The sequence below is a fragment of the Marinoscillum luteum genome (assembly GCF_044005705.1).
Taxonomy (GTDB): domain Bacteria; phylum Bacteroidota; class Bacteroidia; order Cytophagales; family Cyclobacteriaceae; genus Marinoscillum; species Marinoscillum luteum.
In genome coordinates this window covers 920,254-936,693 of sequence record NZ_JBIPKE010000020.1, presented here as the reverse complement: position 1 = coordinate 936,693, position 16,440 = coordinate 920,254, and the positions used below count along the sequence as shown (strand labels likewise).

At 44.2% G+C, this 16,440-nt stretch carries 16 protein-coding genes; all 16 read left to right on the top strand.

Going from position 1 to position 16,440, the window contains the following annotated elements; all coding sequences use genetic code 11:
- The first annotated feature begins 216 nt into the window (after nt 1–216).
- Nucleotides 217–1,296: a prefoldin domain-containing protein gene (locus ACHKAR_RS21575; protein WP_395419554.1), complete on the top strand. Its 1,080-nt coding sequence runs from the start codon at nt 217–219 to the stop codon at nt 1,294–1,296.
- Entirely contained in the window at nt 1,293–2,258 is a 966-nt protein-coding gene (locus ACHKAR_RS21570) for a hypothetical protein (protein ID WP_395419553.1), read from the top strand. The genes ACHKAR_RS21575 and ACHKAR_RS21570 overlap by 4 nt, the downstream gene beginning before the upstream one ends.
- 3 nt (nt 2,259–2,261) lie before the next feature.
- Nucleotides 2,262–3,032 (top strand): hypothetical protein, encoded by a 771-nt coding sequence (locus tag ACHKAR_RS21565; protein ID WP_395419551.1) that lies wholly within the window; start codon nt 2,262–2,264, stop codon nt 3,030–3,032.
- Nucleotides 2,966–3,220, top strand: a complete 255-nt coding sequence (locus ACHKAR_RS21560; protein ID WP_395419550.1) for a hypothetical protein — start codon at nt 2,966–2,968, stop codon at nt 3,218–3,220. Before ACHKAR_RS21565 ends, ACHKAR_RS21560 begins: the two co-directional genes overlap by 67 nt.
- Nucleotides 3,217–4,047: a hypothetical protein gene (locus ACHKAR_RS21555; protein WP_395419549.1), complete on the top strand. Its 831-nt coding sequence runs from the start codon at nt 3,217–3,219 to the stop codon at nt 4,045–4,047. The genes ACHKAR_RS21560 and ACHKAR_RS21555 overlap by 4 nt, the downstream gene beginning before the upstream one ends.
- Entirely contained in the window at nt 4,023–4,271 is a 249-nt protein-coding gene (locus tag ACHKAR_RS21550) for a hypothetical protein (protein ID WP_395419548.1), read from the top strand. The genes ACHKAR_RS21555 and ACHKAR_RS21550 overlap by 25 nt, the downstream gene beginning before the upstream one ends.
- Nucleotides 4,272–4,287: 16 nt before the next feature.
- Nucleotides 4,288–4,968, top strand: a complete 681-nt coding sequence (locus ACHKAR_RS21545; RefSeq protein ID WP_395419546.1) for a hypothetical protein — start codon at nt 4,288–4,290, stop codon at nt 4,966–4,968.
- 178 nt (nt 4,969–5,146) lie between these two features.
- Nucleotides 5,147–5,560: a type IV pilin protein gene (locus ACHKAR_RS21540; protein WP_159582203.1), complete on the top strand. Its 414-nt coding sequence runs from the start codon at nt 5,147–5,149 to the stop codon at nt 5,558–5,560.
- Nucleotides 5,561–5,676: 116 nt separating this feature from the next.
- Entirely contained in the window at nt 5,677–6,048 is a 372-nt protein-coding gene (locus tag ACHKAR_RS21535; protein WP_395419545.1) for a hypothetical protein, read from the top strand.
- Entirely contained in the window at nt 6,017–7,408 is a 1,392-nt protein-coding gene (locus ACHKAR_RS21530; RefSeq protein WP_395419543.1) for a GspE/PulE family protein, read from the top strand. Before ACHKAR_RS21535 ends, ACHKAR_RS21530 begins: the two co-directional genes overlap by 32 nt.
- Nucleotides 7,405–9,279, top strand: a complete 1,875-nt coding sequence (locus ACHKAR_RS21525; protein WP_395419541.1) for a type II secretion system protein GspD — start codon at nt 7,405–7,407, stop codon at nt 9,277–9,279. The genes ACHKAR_RS21530 and ACHKAR_RS21525 overlap by 4 nt, the downstream gene beginning before the upstream one ends.
- Nucleotides 9,280–9,287: 8 nt before the next feature.
- Complete coding sequence (locus ACHKAR_RS21520; RefSeq protein WP_395419540.1) at nt 9,288–10,472, top strand: hypothetical protein; 1,185 nt, start codon at nt 9,288–9,290, stop codon at nt 10,470–10,472.
- The gene (locus tag ACHKAR_RS21515) at nt 10,462–10,977 is read left to right on the top strand and encodes a hypothetical protein (RefSeq protein ID WP_395419539.1); all 516 of its coding nucleotides are present in this window, start codon (nt 10,462–10,464) and stop codon (nt 10,975–10,977) included. The genes ACHKAR_RS21520 and ACHKAR_RS21515 overlap by 11 nt, the downstream gene beginning before the upstream one ends.
- Entirely contained in the window at nt 10,961–12,220 is a 1,260-nt protein-coding gene (locus tag ACHKAR_RS21510; RefSeq protein WP_395419537.1) for a hypothetical protein, read from the top strand. Before ACHKAR_RS21515 ends, ACHKAR_RS21510 begins: the two co-directional genes overlap by 17 nt.
- A complete protein-coding gene (locus ACHKAR_RS21505; protein WP_395419535.1) occupies nt 12,217–12,708 on the top strand; it encodes a hypothetical protein in 492 nt (163 codons plus the stop codon). Before ACHKAR_RS21510 ends, ACHKAR_RS21505 begins: the two co-directional genes overlap by 4 nt.
- Nucleotides 12,709–13,128: 420 nt before the next feature.
- Complete coding sequence (locus tag ACHKAR_RS21500; RefSeq protein ID WP_395419534.1) at nt 13,129–16,440, top strand: hypothetical protein; 3,312 nt, start codon at nt 13,129–13,131, stop codon at nt 16,438–16,440.

The window sequence follows — 16,440 nt, the reverse complement described above, 5'->3', positions numbered from 1 at the left end:
AAGGAATATCTGTATGCTCTTACAGCCTTCCTGACAGGTCAGTGTTATATGCTCTTGTGGCGTTCACAAGAGTATCAAAGCATGAAGTTGCGTTATTCACAAATTAGCCTTTGATCCTATGTGTTAATTTCTTTTTTTTGTTTTGGGCTATTGTCATTTTAATTAAATAGAGAAATGTAAGCCCGTTGGTGATCACCGCTTATGTCAACCTCTTCGATGAAACACATACTATTCTTCCTGCTCGTCACGATCATGGCTAGTCAGTGGGCTGTTGGTCAGCCCTATACCAACTCCGTACCGAGCGGAGATACGTGGTATCAGATCGGAACTCGGGGTAATCGTTTGGTGAAAATTTACGCCACAGGCGATTTCGCAGTACACGAAATGGTGGTTTATATTGTTTCCGGGAACTACAATACGGCTGAGTTTACCATTGTTAGTGAATATAATTACAATCACAAGCAGATCAAGCTTGAGTGGGGTTATGTTGGATCAGGAGCTAACCGTTATCTTGTTTTGAAGAGTACTCCCACTCCCAATGCTACATATGCTAATGGGTTTACCATTACTGATGTGTCAGATCCTACCACTGATTTTAACCTCACTCCTGTTTCAGATGTATCGAGTATTGTGCCCATTAGCCCATCTAATGTCGTGTATAATTCTGAACACCTCCAAAGAGTGGGAATTGGGACACTTGAGCCAATGTCCAAACTGCATGTGAAGGGCGCCACCATCTTCGAGGATCCCATTCGGTTTCATAATGGCACTGCCAACAAAGGATTGGTGTGGGGGAATGATTCATGGGCTAATTATTACAGCCGAATTGATGATTATGGAGGTCAACTTAGGATAATGACTGACGATAAGTTGCTATTCACCGATATTAACTCAGGGGATGGAGCTCCCACGAGTACTGCGGTGTTTATCAATACGAATGATAAAGCCCTCGGAGTAAATACAGACTTGATTCCATCAGGTTATAGGCTTGCCGTGGCTGGCAAAGCCATCATGGAAGAGATAAAAGTAGAAGCCGCTCCCTGGCCAGATTATGTTTTCTCTGAGGGGTACCAGCTTCCTGATCTGGGAGCTACAGCGGACTTCATAAAAGCAAACAAGCACCTACCCGGCATCCCGTCAGCCACAGAGGTGGCGGAGCAGGGGATTTTGCTGGGTGAGATGAATGCGAAGCTGTTGGAGAAGATTGAGGAGCTTACCCTTCATTTGATCGAGCTGGAGCGGCAAAACAAAAAGCTTAATGAGAGACTAACCAACCTTGAGAATAAGAAACAATGAAGGACTTACTATTTTATTTAATGATCACATTGCTGGTGCATTCTGCCTATGCCCAGGAGTCATCATATACTGTGAATAAAGGCAGTGGCTATGCCAGGTTAAGAATTGAATCGGACGGAGATGGCACCCATAACAATGTCACCAATGTCATTGAGTCCTACGGTTATGGAGGGGCCTCCGATCTTAATTTCATGATTTCAAATTGGAATGGCCACTATCATTTTGCCTATCAGACCACTGCGGGAAGTTTTAATGCAGTCAGATTAACCAAAGGAGGAGGTGGGAGTAATGGGCCAAATGATGGTTACGGATTGATTGATGTTTATGGTAGGGATCAGTCCAACTATATTCGTTTGACCGGATATGGAGATTCTTTTTTCAAAGGAAGCCTGGTATTAGGGGGAACTTCCACATATGCAAGATTGGAATTGTTGTCATTGGCCTCTCAGCCCACCATGCTAGTGGGTCGGGCAAATGGGTATCCGAATATTATGGCCAGTACTGATGGCACTGGTCACTTGATCATGGATTCCCGATCAAATGCTTACGCCAGTTTAAATCATTATTCATCTGCAGATGTGACCTTGGCTTATGGTGGTGGCAATGTTGGTGTTGGTGTCGTTCACCCCACTGAAAAGCTGGAAGTAAAGGGCACCATTCGGAGTAAGGAAGTAAAAGTAGAAGCGGCACCATGGCCAGATTACGTTTTTTCTGAGGGGTACGAGCTTCCAGATTTGGGAGCAACAGCGGACTTCATCAAGGCAAACAAGCACCTACCTGGTATCCCATCAGCCACAGAGGTGGCTGAACAAGGGATTTTGCTGGGGGAGATGAATGCTAAGCTGCTGGAGAAGGTAGAGGAGCTTACGCTCCACCTTATTGAAAAGGATAAACAAATAGACCTGATTCTTGAGAGACTAGAGGCGCAAGAACGAGAGATAGACCAACTTAAAAAGCAATAAGCCATGAAAATTTTAGTCAGTATTTTATTGGGCCTTCTAGCCATAGGAGCCGTTGCTCAGGGCAACGATGATCTTACAATGAACAACAACAGGTTTGTTAAATTTTTAGCGAGCGGAAATGTAGATGATGGAGTTAAGATTGGAAGATTTTCGGGCAATGCCCTGAGGGTATCTTATCAAGGCAATGTCATTGCTTTTGATGCCTTGGATAATCGAGCCATAATTTTTAATAACGCTGGCAATCAAACTAAAATACAACTTCATCCAGCAGGGAAATCATTTATTAAGGGCGGTGATTTTGGTGTGGGATTATCCAACCCGGATGCAAAATTCCATGTTTTGTCAGATGCTGTGGATATCAATTCAACAGATGAGAAGGCAGCTAATTTGATTATTGAAGCCTCCTCTGGTACTCGAAGCATGAATGAGGGTGCTACATTAGGCTTTGTGATTCCTGCCAATACCAATGGAGGTAACGCCTGGCAGCAGGGAAGGATTATGGTCACACCGAATAATGAAAGTAATGCCAATGCCAGTGGAAGAATGTTGCTTCAAACAAGATACTACAACTCGGGATCATGGGAATGGCAAAACAATTTGACATTAACCGCAGGTGGTAGCGTGGGAGTTGATGTGATCAACCCCACTGAAAAACTGGAAGTAAATGGCACCATTCGGAGTAAGGAAATAAAAGTAGAAGCGGCACCATGGCCAGATTATGTTTCTCTGAGGGGTACCGGCTTCCTGATCTGGGAGCTACAGCGGACTTCATAAAAGTAAACAAGCACCTGCCCGGTATCCCATCAGCCACAGAGGTGGCGGAGCAGGGGATTTTGCTGGGGGAGATGAATGCCAAACTGCTGGAGAAGATAGAGCAGCTCACTTTGTATGTCATTGAACTAAAAAATGACAATCAAAACCTTTCCGAGAGAGTCATCGAACTTGAATCTAAAATAAAATGAAAGGAAGTTTATTGACATTTGCGTTGGTTTGTTTGTCCAATCTGGGGTTTGCTCAGTGGAATGGCAACACTTTCAGTGGTGGTCTGGTCAACTTTAAGTCTCCTAGCAGTGGTGGGAGTTTTCTTATGAACTTTCACTCAAACGTAAACTATGGGTCAGATAGAGCTTTTATTCTTGTTCAAGATGAAAGTTCTGATAGTCCTGGCTCCGGATCAGAAGACTTGAGAATGACGATTGGTGTTTACAATGATTTCAGGCACAGTATTTCGCATTCTGATGAGTTGTGGTTTCAGGGCGGAGGTAGGTTGGTTTGGAATGTGGGTACCTGGGATTCGCAGCTTTCCTCGCTCATCGGGTCTTCTACCTCGGGAACCACAGGTGGTTTTGAATGGCGTATCAATAATTCAGTTAAGTTGAAACTTGATCATTCTGGTTACTTAACGCTGGGTAAGAATGGCACAACGAGCAGGTTACTTTTCAGTGCTCAGACCAATGACCCAGCTGAAATTCGACACATTGAGAGCAACAATTCAGCTCAATTCTGGATTAACCCTTCTGATGATTTCGATGTTGGTTCGACAGCCGATTATTTCATAGTTGGGGATCCTGATATTAATGTTAAGCGGTTTTATGTGCGTGGTGATGGACTTACACATGTTTCATCTGCTCTTACAGTAGGTACTACAGCGCTTCCTGCCGGATACGAGCTTGCCATAGCAGGTAAAGCCATCATGGAAGAGGTAAAAGTAGAAGCGGCACCCTGGCCAGATTACGTTTTTTCTGAGGGTATGAGCTTCCAGATTTGGGAGCAACGGCGGACTTCATAAAAGCAAACAAGCACCTACCCGGCATCCCATCGGCCACAGAGGTGGCGGAGCAGGGGATTTTGCTGGGGGAGATGAATGCCAAACTGCTGGAGAAAATAGAGGAACTGACGCTTTATTTGATTGAGCAAAACAAGGAAATCAAAGCTCACCGCGAACAAAACAAGTTGCTGGAGACGAGAATTCAAGTACTAGAGAAGCAAATTATTCAAGGAGAGGATAAATAATTCAATTGATAGAAAGATGAGAAAAATATTGGTACTATTATCCGCTGTACTTCTGTCAACACCTCTTTGGGCTCAGTGGAGTGGTAATTCTTCTACCGATCCCATTTGGCGAAAAGGGAATGTAGGCATTGGGTTGGAGCCATCCTCGAGCAGATTATCAGTTTATCAGGATATGGCTTTGGTTGGTGACAGTAACTTCCTGAAGTTTCAACTATCGAATCAATCATCTATTTTTTTTGGATTGAAGCATAGTCAAAATAACAACCTTGCTATTGGTTTTGATGATGGGAACGGTTTTGATTCTCATATTATTGTAAGAAATACAGGGAGAGTAGGAATTGGAATAGCTCCAGGGTTTCAGGATGAAGCACTATTGTTAGTAGACGGTCAAATCAAAGGTGAAGAGGTAAAAGTTGAAATAGTGGGTGGTGCCGACTTTGTCTTTGAGAGCTCCTATCAATTGCGAACACTTGAAGAGACAGAGGCATTTATCAATGAAAATCAGCATCTGCCAGAAATTGCTTCTGAAGATGAGATGCTAAGGAATGGTATAAAAGTAGGCGAATTGAATATGAAACTGCTTCAGAAGATCGAGGAACTGACGCTTTATTTGATTGAGCAGAATAAGCAGAATCAATCTCAACAGGCGGAAATCGCTGCATTGAAGGAACGCGTCAATCAGCTGGAGGATCAATAAGAATAACAGGTTTAGTTTTGCAACTTAAATACTAACGAGCACATGCTCTCACCAGTACCTGAGATCATCCACAGAGGAAATGTGGTAAGGATACATCACCCGCACCAAATTGGAGTTCCTCAATTGATTAAACCAATGAGGATTTTCCTAAATTTGAAAAAAAGTCCAAAGGAATCTTATGAGTAATCTGAATAAAAAGCGACTGGCTGCCTTTACCTTATCCGAACTGCTGGTAGTGTTGGTGATCATCGGGATACTGGTGTTATTGGCATTGCCCTCTCTGATGCCACTCATTACCCGCACCAGATCCATAGAAGCCAAGCAGGCACTGAAGCATGTTCATACCCTGCAAAAGACCTATTACTATGAGTACTCCAGGTTTAGTGACAACCTGGACCAGATTGGATTTGAACAGGAGGGGTTAGTCAGTGAGGAAGCTGGGAATGCGAACTACTTAATCGAAATCTTGGAGGCAACGCCCACTACCTATGTGGCTCGGGCCACAGCTCAGGTTGATTTTGATGGCGATGGAGTGATGAATATCTGGGAGATCGATCAGGATGGAAACATGATAGAGACCCAAAAGGATTGATGTATGTGATTTTTCTCCTGCTTTTCAGCTTCTGCTCATTCCTGATTTTTTGGCAGGATTTTAATAGCAGAAGTATACATGTGTACCTAATCCTTTTTTTTGCAGTACTGCCCGTATTGTTTCATTTTTTTGTGCAGCCCATCTCGCTCTGGGGCCTCGCATTCAATTGGGGGTTCCTTGCTGTTATTATTGGTCTTTCTATGCTGCTGATTCGCTGGCGCAATCAGCTCAGTTTTTCAGGTATGTTCGGTCTGGGGGATGTATTCTACCTAATGATTGTATCGGTTTACTTCGATTTTCCTGATTTCGTGATCTGGCTCAATGCCGGGCTGATTTCAGCACTTGGCATGCATTTGATGGCCAATCGTCTATCCAAAAGGTATAAAAAGCAGCACTTGATTCCGCTTGCAGGGTTTTTGGCCCCTATATTTACTGTCGCCTTATTTATTCACATTTATGTTGGACCAGTCAGCACCTATTTCTTCTAATCTGATCAAAGAGTTATCCACTTCCATTGCCTGGAAATATCGGGTTTTCCCTAAGATGGCTGAAGGGAGGCGCTTGGTGTTGTACGCTGATGCTCAAGAACCTGAAATGCTGGCAAGGCAACTTTCCGTCATCACGGGTAAGGAGATACACATAGAGGTTGCGGATAGTGAGTGGATAGATAGTCAACTCACCAGGTATTACATCAGATCTGGGGGAGACACGGTGCGCTCGCTCAATGTAAACTCTGATGAGTTTATCGGCGAGATGATTTCGGAAGCCAATGAGCTTGGCTGTAGTGACATCCACATAGAAAAGTATCAGGATCGGTCCAGGATCAGGATGAGGTTGGATGGTAAGCTGATCGAGCGGTATGAACTCAAAAAGGAGAAGTATCATGAGTATGTCAACAAGATCAAGATCATCAGCAACCTGGATATTGCTGAGAAACGCCTGCCTCAGGATGGTCGCATCCTCATTAAAAATGCAAAGGGGCAATATGATATTAGGGTTTCAGTGCTGCCCACTTTGTTTGGTGAGAAGGTGGTTCTCAGGTTGTTATCCAGTGATGCATCCAATCTGGATATTCGGCAGCTTGGACTAAATGCGGGTCAAATAAAGCTATTTCTGGAATCTATTTCCAGGCCCCAGGGCATGGTGCTCATCAGTGGACCTACCGGTTCTGGGAAGACCACCACACTCTACGGGGCATTGAAATACCTCAATGTGCCCACTACTAATATCCTCACTATTGAAGACCCCATAGAATACACGCTTGACGGGATCAACCAGGTACAGTTAAACGAAAAAGTAGGACTGGATTTCGCTACCACCCTGCGCACTTTTTTGAGGCAGGATCCGGACATTATCATGGTGGGTGAAATTCGGGATGTGGATACGGCCAGGATAGCGATCAGAGCAGCCATGACGGGTCATTTGGTGATGTCTACCTTGCACACCAACTCTGCCATTGGCATTATCTCCAGGCTTATGGAGATGGGTATTCCGGAGTATCTGATAGCGGATACCCTGAATGTAGCGGTGGCCCAGCGATTGCTCAGGAGGTTATGTCCAGCATGCAAGCACAGGCAATCAGATTTGTCACAGCTACCAGAAATTTTGAAGAATTCCCAAATAGATTGTTATTTTACCCCCGTTGGTTGCAGTGAATGCCATGGGACAGGCTACAAGGGGCGAATGGCTATTTACGAAATGGTCAACATCACGGAGACCAACAAGGAGTTGATTTTTTCAAAACCTGATCAGTACAGCTCCGAAAATGGTAGTCTGATGACGAGTGCAATAGAACAGTTTGAGCAGGGAGAGACCTCTCTGGAGGAAATTTATACGTATTTACTTTGAGCAAATCATTCACTTTTGTTATTCTCTTCTTTCTTATTGCCCGTGGGGTAGTGGCACAAGATCCGTCTGGCCTGAGTCAGCGGCTGGATACACTCAGTAAGGAAATTGCCGGTCTTAATGAGCCTGTGGACTTTACCCTGGTGGATGCTCCACTGTCCGAATTACTGAGAGCGGTGGCCGAAACTCATCATTTAAATGTGAACCTGGGCAACATCCCTCAGATAGCAATTACCAATAACTTCAATAATGTGCTGGTGAAGGATTTGTTGCTGTTTATCTGCGACGAATATGACCTGCAAATAAAATTCACCAATAATATTTTTTCTTTCTATCATCAAGGTATTGTAGAGCCCGAAAGAGCGATTGCTACATATGATCAGGAGCATCAATTACTGACCATCAATGCTCAGAACAATTTGCTTGCAGAAGTAGCTGCGGACATCACCCGAAAGTCCGGGTATAATGTGATCGTCAATCAGGCGGTAGCGGGTCAGATGGTCAATGCATTTATCAGAGCCCTCCCCATAGAGGTGGCTATCGAAAACTTCGCGGAAGCCAATAACCTTAAACTTGAAAAAAAATCCGAAAACGTCTATCAGGTCTCGGGTCAGATTGCACCTCAAATTGAAAATAACCGGCCCAGCAGGCGGTCAGCGGGTTATACGCATTCCGGAGGTCATGATTTGAAGACTTTTTATATGGATGGACTTCCCTACCTATCCATAAATTGCTACCAAACTCCAGCTGTTGAGTTGATCCGACAGGTGGGAGAACAATTGAATATTGGTTATGTCCTTTTGGGTGATCCTCAGGGGATGCTCAATTGTAGACTGGACTCCGTATCATTTGAGGATTTTTTGAATATAGCCCTGGAATCTTCTAATCAGACCTACTCAGTGACCAATAAGGGTATTTATCTAATCGGAGAAATGCAGAAGGGTACAATCAACGAGGCCCGTGTGTATTCCTTCAAAAACAGATCTGTAGAAGGTGTGGAGGCGGTGATTCCACAGTCTTTGATCCAGCAAGTGCAGGTGAAACCATTTAATGACCTGAACGCACTGATTCTTACGGGGAGTGAGCAAGCGATCAATAGGTTAACCAGCTTTTTGAACGATATAGACCGGGCTGTTCCCAATGTGCTGATAGAAGTGATGGTGGTAGAAATGAGAAAGGGTAGTTCGTTGAGGACAGGGGTCAAGGCGTTTTTGGGAGATTCTGTCCCTACTACACAAGGACAAATATTTTCGGGCGTAGACGTGACCCTTAGTTCACAGACATTCAACAGGATTCTGAATAATCTGGATAGCCGGGGAATCATGAACCTTGGCCGGGTTACCCCCAGTTTCTATGCCACGATCCAGGCCATGGAAGAGAACAATAATTTGAATATCAGGTCTACCCCCAAGCTATCTACACTGAATGGACATGAAGCTACGCTGACCATTGGTCAGTCGGTCTATTACCTGATCGAAACTCAAAATGTAACAGGAGGAGTCAACCCAATTGTGACGGTGACCCCCAGGTATGAGAAAGTGGAAGCAAATCTGGATTTGAAGATCAGTCCTTTCGTGAGTGACATGGAGGATGTTACCCTGTCCATAGAGGCAGAGTTTAGTGATTTCATTCCTCCGGAGATCACCGGAGCTCCTCCGGGCAATGCCAGTAGGAAGTTCATCTCTAAAATCAGGGTGAAGAATGAGGAAATGGTGGTGATAGGAGGCCTGGAAGAAGTGAGCAAGGCCGAAGGAGGGAGTGGGATTCCGCTGCTTTCCAGAATTCCGATCCTCAAATGGCTCTTTAGTTCTAAGACCAAGGATAACTCAGAGACTAAGCTGTTGATTTTCATTAAGCCTACAATCGTCTATTAACCAGCACCATGAAAGTATTGGAGCGATACTTAAGGAAGGAATGTTTAGGGCTGAGCATCGAAGACTCACCTGACGGGTTAGAGGTCAAAGGTGCGCTGGTGTGGATCGACGCTGAGGGAGAGATTTGTATGGGAGAAGCCTTGGAGGGCACCGAAAGCATTTTGCAGTATATACTACAGCGACCGGTACTTCCGATATCCCTGGGAGTGTATTCTGAGCAAATTTTGAGTGCATTTACCGAAGATGAGTTAACTCCTGAGGGTATTCAAAAGGTTTTCAGTGAAGAAGTGACCAACGAGGATCAAGGTGAATTTCTGATCAACTTTATGGGCAGCGCCTACGCGTTTGCAAGAAAGGATTCCGTACTAAAATTGTTGCATCCCCTGGAGCCTTACAAAGATCAGCTTGTCGGGGTTCATCTCGGTTTACTCAATGAGTACCCGCTGGCCCGGTCAATCCATAGCCGAACCACCAATTCAAGGGTGGCTATTGGGCGTTTCGAATTTGATTTTTCCGGTAACCGACCTGTTGGCCAGAAAGTGGTTCCGTCAGATTTGCAGTTTGGCGACAACACATTGATTGATCAAAACTTGGTGCCTCCCTTTTGTGCGGCCCTTAATGCGTTAAATGGATTTGGTGAAACCACGGGCTATCCCGAGCTCCAGCATAACCAGAAAGATCTGAAGTTCAAGAAGGTCTACCTGAGCTTAAGGTATCCGGTATTGGGAGTGTTGCTGGCATTGTTCCTGATCAATGCCACACTTTTTGTTTTTCTTAATGACACCAACAAGGAGCTGAGAGATAAATCTTCGATGATTGAGCGGCTGGGAGCGAAACAGAAGCAGTTGCAAGCCTATCTCTTGAGTAATAAGGACCTGCTTTCAGATATGGAAGGCAAGCCTGAGATTGCTCAAATCTGTGACATGGTTGGAAAATCTATTCCTAAAGCCCTCGTTCTCGAGCAGCTTTTGATCAACCCCCCGTCTGATCGACCGGGGAAGAAAACTCAGCCCCCAAATCCGCGGGTAGTCATCAGCGGAAAAGCTGATGATCCCATTGATTTTACCCATTGGGTGCATCAGGTGGAGCAAATGGATTGGGTAGAGGATGTGATCTTTCAGCGTTTTCAGGGGCCTGATCTGAGCAATGAACAGGGTAGGTTTAATTTAATCCTTTCGAGAAATGTGGAGTAATTTATCTTATCAGCAAAAAACCTTGATGATGGTGAGTGCTGCCGTGTTACTCCTTGTGGTGGGTTATTTTGCAGCCTTCCAAAAGACCATTCGTATTCATCAGGAAAATGAATACCTGAGTGCTCTTACACAAAAAGGAGAGCGGCAATTGATTGCTGAAATCGCCCAACTCTCCACTCAAAATAGGCAAATAGACTCCCTGAAAGCCGTGGTAACCAGAGCCTCTTCAAAGGCTGAAATATTTGCCGTTTTGGTGAGCAGATCAGAGCAGTCCAATTTGCAGATTGTTGAGATCAATGAAACTTCAAAGGAGGGGGCCGAGAGGTATGAGTGCACATTTAGTGGTCTATATGTCAACATGGTAAAATTTATCCGCTTTGTGGAAAGTGATTTCAAATCAGTTACCTTAGAGTCTCTTGATTTTCACAAAGAATTTGAAAGAAAGACCGGAGTAACTCACCTGCGTGTTAAAATGATTTTAAGAAAAAATGAATATGGTTCGTAGCTACACCCTGGCTTTGGTTTTAGGATTGGCATTCTCTATGTGTGGCGATGTGATCGAAGAAGACATTTCCGGCAGGGAGGTTGTTCTATTGTCACCAGCAGATAGTGCGGTATTGACCATGGATACAGTTTCTTTTTGGTGGGAACCGGTGGATGGTGCCCGTTCCTACGAGTTTCATTTGGTCAGCCCGGGTTTTGAGGCCGCCAGCAGGGTATGGATGGACTCAGTGACCACCAGTAACCTGATCACCATGGTACTCCCAACGGGAGCTTACGAATGGGAGGTAAGTGGCTTCAATGCTGGTTATGCCACGCAGTTTTTTTACCGAAGTTTCCGAATAGACACCACAGCCAGTGGAAGTGAGATAGCACTTCAGGGTCAACCCGAAATCATTAGCCCGACCAACGGCAGTTTGATCATAGGAAAGACCGCCAAGCTCTGGTGGGAAAAAATGCCCGGGGCAACCCAATACGAAGTTCGGCTGGTAAGCCCTTCGTTTTCAGACCTTCAAGAACTTTTGTTAGATACACTTACCACCAGTAATAAGATGTCAGTATCCCTTCCTGAGGGCAGTTATGAATGGGAGCTTAGGGGCACCAACGCCTCCTACGCTTCTGACTGGGTACGTCAGTCCTTTGCCGTAGACTCTGTGCAAGTGTTGGATATCTCGCAGGAGACCATTGGTCAACTCTCACCAAGCCAGGATGTACTGATCATTGGTGCCGGGGTGGATTTGTGGTGGGAGCAGGTGACTGGCGCCACGGCGTATCATGTAAAAATAGCCAGTCCCAACCTGGCGAACCCACAGCGGGTGCTTCTGGATACCAGTATCTCTCAGAACCAACTCCATAAAGCGCTTCCTCCCGGCACTTATGAGTGGCAGGTGCGAGGTGCAAATGCCAGGTATCAAACGGGTACGGCCTCCGGCACTTTCAGGATGGATGTGGCGGTGGATATCTCCGGATCAATAGTGAAGCTCTCAGCGCCAGGAGATAGCTTGGTTACCAGTATGCATGACCTTACCTTCTGGTGGGAAGAGCTGGCGGGTGCGGAGACCTATGATTTCATTCTGGTTTCGCCCTCATTTGAGCATATTGAGCTCCTGGTCAATGAGCAGGAGCTTGTGAATAACAAGCTGCAGTTGAATCTGGATAGTGGTAGTTACCAATGGGGTGTACGCGCCAAAAATGAGGCATATGTTACCCCACTTTCCATTCGCAACCTCTATATCAATAGCAAGTGAGTGGCAAGACCAAACAATGGTTGCTATTGGGGCTTGTGGCCCTCATCTGGGGGTTGATTATGGTGAGGCTCTTCGACCTGACCTCTCAACCAGAAGAGACCCTTTCACCCATTCGCTTATCGGCTAAAGATCTGGCGAAAACTGTCGACGAACCGTATCGATTTTACCTTAACTACCCCGACCCCTTTTTGAAAGATCTATCCACTCCAGCAGTGAAGGAGTTGGCACCTGTCGAAAACAGAGAGAGGCCAATGCACAAGGCGATCCCGCAGGTGGTTTTTAGAGGGACAGTGTCTGGCACTCGTGTGACCACCGGTATGCTCATGCTTAATATGATGCCGCGGATGGTCAAAAAGGGCGATTCTTTTGAGGAGTTCAAGGTGCTGGAGGTAAATGCTGGAGAAATTAAACTATACTATCAGCCGTTGGATAGTGTGTTGGTGGTCAGCAAAGCTGATCAATCAGAGATTTTCAAAAGGAGGGATTAGACCATTTTGAGCGGTGGACATATCCCATGAGAAGAATGTCTCCATTTTTTTGGTTTAATGTAAATAGCGGTTTATTATTGAATAATTTTTCTCAACCCGTTAGTGTTAAAATCCTTCCTGAAGATGTACAAGAATCATTCTGTGTTGTAGGCAACCGGTTTGTTTAATTTTTTTTGACCTTTAATTTTTTATGTCTTTAATAGTTTTTGAAGGCATTTTGATCAACCCAATACAAATGAAATGAATGAAATAATCTGCGCATTAGGATGGAGCAGTTCATGCAAAGTCTGGAAAAGCAGTTGGTTATGTTACCTCTTGCAATTTCCGTTGTTGTTTTCTGGATTCATCTTGTTAGGTCAAGAAGTTAGTAACCCAACTAACTTATATACAATACCTCCCTCACCAGAGGTGGAGCAGTTTATGAGACAAGGAGATTATCCTATAAGGAGAGAAACGGGTGTTCCCAATATCTCCATTCCTATTTTCACGGCTAAATCCGGAGAGTTATCATTACCTATTTCCTTGTCCTATCATGCAGGTGGAAATAAGGTGGATGATATCGCGTCATGGGTCGGGCTGGGATGGAATTTGAATGCGGGAGGGATGATTTCCAGAACCATTCGTGGTACGTTAGATGAGTCTTCCAATGGTCTATTGTATTTGAAAGATCAGTACATTCCTTTTTTTGATGCGGAGGGTATATTGGATGTGTCCTTAATTGATGAGGCAGAGCACTACGACCATCTGATAAAAATGCGAAATGGTCAGTTTGATACCGAGCCTGATGAATTCTCTTATAATTTTTCAGGGCACTCTGGTAAATTCTATCTGATTCCAAACCTGCAGAACCCGAATCAGCCAAAGGTACTTTGTCAGCCAAAATCAGATATAAAATTCACCGTTAATGTCGGGGTAGAAGGTGGTTACAAAGTGATCAATGAGATTGTTGCGACTACTCCAGAAGGAGTCAAATATTTCTTTAATGTTGTCTCTACTGTGAATACAGGTAACTTTTTCTCGAGCGGTCATGTAACATGGTATTTGAAGGAGATTAGAAATCCAGATTATCCAAACAATGAGAGTCGAATTATTCTTCAGTATCGTGATTTGGCACAAACGTGGAATCCTGTGCTAGTGCAAAGTCATAATTTAACCTCTGAATGGGAAGGAAACACTGTTGTAGGCTCACCTTCTTCTTCTACTCGAGCTCGACCTTATGTCGGAGCTAAAGTGTTGAGCAGTATCAGCTTTTCCAATGGGAGTGTAGTTTTTAATTCTAGCGACAATCGAAGTGATTTGTACAAGACGCGACTTACGTCTATTGATGTATTTGATGATGTAAGCGTTAGCCCAATCAAATCCTTTGTATTAAGCAATAATTCTTACTTCTCTACATCGGGAGGTACTTCAGCGACTTATAAGCGAATGAAATTAACTGCCATTCAGGAGTTTGGTAATGATGGGGTATCCTCTAAACCGCCTTATGAGTTTACATATTTGGAAAGTGGCAACTACGAATTGCCCGTTTTCCAGTCCTACAAACAGGACTATTGGGGTTTCAAAAACGGGAACACCTTCAACTCTCATATTCCCAAAATCACGGTTAATATTGATGGTTCATTGTATACACTTGGAGCGGCAAATAAAGAGCCGCACAGTGAGTATATGAAAGCTGGCATCATTCGTAGTATAAAATATCCAACTGGTGGTAAATCAGTTTTCGAGTTTGAACCAAACAGTGTTAAGTATACTTATCCGGTGGAGGTTAGTGGGCAGGGCTACACGGAAGAGGCCAGAGTTTTCCCTAATTCATCCACGAGAACCAAGATAACTACTTTTACTTTCCCTAATCAACTGAACAATGTAAGCGCTCAACTTAATTATTCCATTGGGAGTGCAGGAGGGACTAATTTTGTCGGAACCTTTGTGGAGCTAAAGGATGTAACTGCTAACTCAATTAAGTTCTCTCAAGGAGGCAATCAGATTTCAGGAACTGTTGAGGTTATTTTAATACCCAATCATCAATACAGGCTTGAGGCCAGAGGCACTGGAGATCCAATGCAGTATGCTAATCTCATTTTAGAGTGGTCTGACCCTTCTACAACCGAGTGGGTTACCACTAACAAGGTGGTCGGAGGTTTGAGAGTAATCAATATCAAGAATTATAATAGCAATGATGATCTTCTCACGCAAAAGACATACGAATATGATAGCCCGGAGGATGGCTATTCATCTGGAGTGTATAATTCCAGCAATGTCCCTATCCCAGAGGACTATTTAGTAAAATCAAAATATTGGAATGAGTGTGGTGGATATGATTTTGTTTGGAGTGCGAGCAACACTCCGTTTCATAGTCGAAGTTTTCCTTCTGGTGATTTGGTAACATATAGATATGTCACGGAAACTGATGGGGATGGTTCTGGCCTTAATGGTAAATCAGTTTATCAACATGATATTGTTCAGGATGGTCTCCTTTATACCCCACATGAATTTTTAGGGTTTGAACTGCGAGATCAGGGATACCTGCGCGGGAATCTGGTTGACGAGAAACATTACAATGCAACCGATGACCTTCTAAGGCACGTAAGTTATCTGCATGAAACCATTACGCTCGATGAAAGAGTGAAGGCTATGCGGGTGGGGCTCAACTTTGAAGCAACAGAACTTTGTCTGTGCGGAGCTGCATGTGATGAGGGTTATTTGGACGAACTAAGGCAACAGCAAATTGATTTGCGTAATTATCAGATTTTTATGTCTTGGAAGAGACTGAAAACCAAGACAGAGCTTGTTGATGGTGTTTCTACCATTACGCAGTATTATTATGATCCCGACCTTCGACACACGAATATAGTTGCTATTGAAGTTCCCGATGGAACCGATGATGAGATTCGAACAGAGTTCAAGTATGCGCACGAGGTAGGGGAGGCATTCATGAGAGATTACCGAAATATGGTTGGAATCCCATTGGAGTCTAGGCGATGGAAAGACGGCATATTGCTCGGTGGGTCAAAACTAATTTACGGCTCCATGAGCGGCCTTTATGTTCCGCAGTTCTTTTATGAGGAATTAACGGATCAGACCTTTCGACTCATTGCTGAGGTCAATAGTGTCGCGAGTACTGGAAAATTGAGACAGATATCAACCAATGATGGGATAACGAAGAGCACTATATGGGATATCGATGAAATATATCCAATGGCCTCCGTTGTTAATGGTGATCTGGGAGAAATTGCTTTTACATCTTTTGAAAGTGGAAGCAATGAAGGTGGATGGAGTTTTGTGAGTACTCCAACCTCGGATACAAGAAGCTCCGATGCAAAATTCGGAGCTGTTTCTTTTAGAAATGCCAGTATCACTAAATCCAACTTACCCTCGCAGAAATACAGAGTCGGTTTTTGGGCAAAAAGGACAACATCTACTGGTTCCATTGGAGGGACAGTTAGTGCGAGTGTAAATCATACCGATTGGCGATATTATTCATTTGAAACAGAGGTAGTTACCACTGTTTTAGTGAGCGTGAGTGCTACTGTCCTAATAGATGATCTGAGATTATGTCCGACGGATGCGCAAATGACTAGCTATTCTCATAAACCACTTGTGGGCATTAGTTCTCAAACGGATCATAACGGGAGGGTTTTGCACTACATATACGACACACATGGCCGTCTATCTCAGACCATAGACCATCATGGAAATGTCCTGGAGGAGTACACCTACAATTACAAAAACTAA

What these genes read in the sequence shown, in the direction of transcription:
- ACHKAR_RS21555 (WP_395419549.1), top strand. Translation starts at nt 3,217, where the DNA reads ATGAAAGGAAGTTTATTGACATTTGCGTTGGTTTGTTTGTCCAATCTG.
- ACHKAR_RS21540 (WP_159582203.1), top strand. Translation starts at nt 5,147, where the DNA reads ATGAGTAATCTGAATAAAAAGCGACTGGCTGCCTTTACCTTATCCGAA.
- ACHKAR_RS21500 (WP_395419534.1), top strand. Translation starts at nt 13,129, where the DNA reads ATGAGACAAGGAGATTATCCTATAAGGAGAGAAACGGGTGTTCCCAAT.
- ACHKAR_RS21530 (WP_395419543.1), top strand. Translation starts at nt 6,017, where the DNA reads ATGTTGGACCAGTCAGCACCTATTTCTTCTAATCTGATCAAAGAGTTA.
- ACHKAR_RS21565 (WP_395419551.1), top strand. Translation starts at nt 2,262, where the DNA reads ATGAAAATTTTAGTCAGTATTTTATTGGGCCTTCTAGCCATAGGAGCC.
- ACHKAR_RS21515 (WP_395419539.1), top strand. Translation starts at nt 10,462, where the DNA reads ATGTGGAGTAATTTATCTTATCAGCAAAAAACCTTGATGATGGTGAGT.
- ACHKAR_RS21520 (WP_395419540.1), top strand. Translation starts at nt 9,288, where the DNA reads ATGAAAGTATTGGAGCGATACTTAAGGAAGGAATGTTTAGGGCTGAGC.
- ACHKAR_RS21510 (WP_395419537.1), top strand. Translation starts at nt 10,961, where the DNA reads ATGAATATGGTTCGTAGCTACACCCTGGCTTTGGTTTTAGGATTGGCA.
- ACHKAR_RS21570 (WP_395419553.1), top strand. Translation starts at nt 1,293, where the DNA reads ATGAAGGACTTACTATTTTATTTAATGATCACATTGCTGGTGCATTCT.
- ACHKAR_RS21575 (WP_395419554.1), top strand. Translation starts at nt 217, where the DNA reads ATGAAACACATACTATTCTTCCTGCTCGTCACGATCATGGCTAGTCAG.
- ACHKAR_RS21545 (WP_395419546.1), top strand. Translation starts at nt 4,288, where the DNA reads ATGAGAAAAATATTGGTACTATTATCCGCTGTACTTCTGTCAACACCT.
- ACHKAR_RS21560 (WP_395419550.1), top strand. Translation starts at nt 2,966, where the DNA reads ATGGCCAGATTATGTTTCTCTGAGGGGTACCGGCTTCCTGATCTGGGA.